At 39.1% G+C, this 1,896-nt stretch carries 2 protein-coding genes; one reads left to right on the top strand and one right to left on the bottom strand.

The window, feature by feature from the left end:
* Positions 1-488 precede the first annotated feature (488 nt).
* Complete coding sequence (locus JMY08_RS13875; RefSeq protein WP_201593759.1) at positions 489-1,196, top strand: CHAP domain-containing protein; 708 nt, start codon at positions 489-491, stop codon at positions 1,194-1,196.
* Positions 1,197-1,343: 147 nt separating this feature from the next.
* Here the strand turns inward: JMY08_RS13875 and cadR are convergent, their stop codons facing one another.
* Positions 1,344-1,754, bottom strand: a complete 411-nt coding sequence (gene cadR / locus JMY08_RS13870; RefSeq protein WP_007394845.1) for a Cd(II)/Pb(II)-responsive transcriptional regulator — start codon at positions 1,752-1,754, stop codon at positions 1,344-1,346.
* Between the last annotated feature and the right edge of the window lie 142 nt (positions 1,755-1,896).

The raw sequence follows: 1,896 nt of genomic DNA, 5'->3' as shown, positions 1-1,896 counted from the left end.
TTATTATATTATCTTAATAATTAGTTAGACCCTATATAGGGTAATTACTTCATCCAATAAAAAAACGTCTGAGGGTTAAATCTATAATTTAGATTTAACCCTCAGACGTTTTTTTGCTTATAAAACAGTAGAAATTGTGGTCAATCTAGTCAGCTATATTCTGTACATGTTACACAAACTTACATTGTAAAATGTGGGATATTAGCAATTTTTTCGACATCAAAAAAGTATTTTTGGGGTTTTTAAGGGTGATGACAGGCTAAACAGCCTATGCTAAAGTCGGCTTTGTGTTTTGGTCAGCAGCTTGATTTGTAACAGCTTCGTAAGACTTCAATGAGCTGTGATCGCCAATAATCATTTTTTATATGAATAATATGCAGCAGAAGTACCAGTCACTATGACGTATATATACTTGAGTTGTTGAGATTTAATTGACTGCGCTGTTGTTGATAACAGACGATTTTGAATTAACCGTAGGTATTAGATTTATGAAACAGGCTTTATTGATTTTGTCAGTACTGGGTATGGGCATAGCACAAACGAGTGGTGCTGCTATCACAATCTCTCAAACAAATAATACCATCACCAATACTTCTGTGGCATCAAAAAACATCTATAGCACCAAAAGTGGTGCTTATGTTTCTAATAATGATGAAATTAGTCAAGCTATTAGCAACCTAAGTGCGCAGGCTAAGCAAAAAGAGAATCAGCTTTCATCGCTGAACAGCCGCTTATACGCTGAAAAACAACAGCAGCAAGTCAATACAGTTCCTGATAGCAATTCAGCCCCCGCTATCGCTGCTGCTCGTGCTTCACGAGTGGCTCTATCTGGTAGCTCTGGATACTGTGCCCGTTACGTACGTAAAGCACTACAATCAGCAGGTTATGAGTTCACTCCAAATCCTTCAGCCTATCAGTACGCCACTCGTGGCACGCTTGATAAAGCAGGTTTCAGCAAAATCAGCAATGATATGCCAACCCAAGTAGGTGATGTTATTGTCTATGATCGCTCATCAAAGCGTCCACATGGCCATATTCAAATCTTTGATGGTAAAGACTGGATTTCTGATTTCCGTCAGAACAGTATCAGTCCATACAGTGGTGTCTATGCTTATACGACATGGCGCGATTCAAAATACGTGGATGACGCATCCGCATCAGATCGTAATATCTACCTTGCTATGAATGATAAATAAGACTTTCTAAGTCAGCACAACATAGTTGTTATTTCCTCCAACCCAGTAGTGATCTTAATATCATTGCTGGGTTTTTTTGTGCTTAACATCAGGGCGTATTTAACCTTTCATGATTTGATCCGTCAGAAATGAACACTACTGATATCATTACTCATGACAGGAGTTATCGACAAGCGCGTTTAAAATGCCACATGATGACGCTGGTGCACTACTTGCACATTTCTGGCGCAAAACGGTCAAGTGATGCTTTAAGTGCATCAGTTCTTCCATTCGTATTTCCACAGCATGAATGTGCTCATCTAGCAAGTTATTCACATCGCCGCAGTCCTTGTCAGGCGACTCCCAGTATTCAAGTAAGATTCGCACATCATCTAAAGCCATATCGAGCGTACGGCAATGTAGGATAAATTGTAGACGCTCAATGTGCTCTTCATTATATAAACGATAATTCCCTTCGCTACGAAAAGGCTCGGGTAATAAACGCTCTTTTTCATAATAGCGAATGGTTTCTACTGTGGCACCTGTGCGTTTAGCGAGCTCACCAATTTTGATTGTCATAACAACCTCTATGATTTAAATAATTAAAGTGGCTGTAAAGACTAGCGCTAGAGAAATTAAAATTAGGTGTAATGGACATTTTTCATGCTGGCGCAGGGTCTAACGCTATATACTGTCTATATTTCCAAGGAATCAACGCCAT

Source organism: Psychrobacter sp. Pi2-51 (genome assembly GCF_904846665.1).
GTDB lineage: Bacteria > Pseudomonadota > Gammaproteobacteria > Pseudomonadales > Moraxellaceae > Psychrobacter > Psychrobacter glaciei.
This window is presented reverse-complemented; position numbering and strand designations above follow the sequence as displayed.

What these genes read in the sequence shown, in the direction of transcription:
- JMY08_RS13875 (WP_201593759.1), top strand. Translation starts at nt 489, where the DNA reads ATGAAACAGGCTTTATTGATTTTGTCAGTACTGGGTATGGGCATAGCA.
- cadR (WP_007394845.1), bottom strand. Translation starts at nt 1,754, where the DNA reads ATGACAATCAAAATTGGTGAGCTCGCTAAACGCACAGGTGCCACAGTA.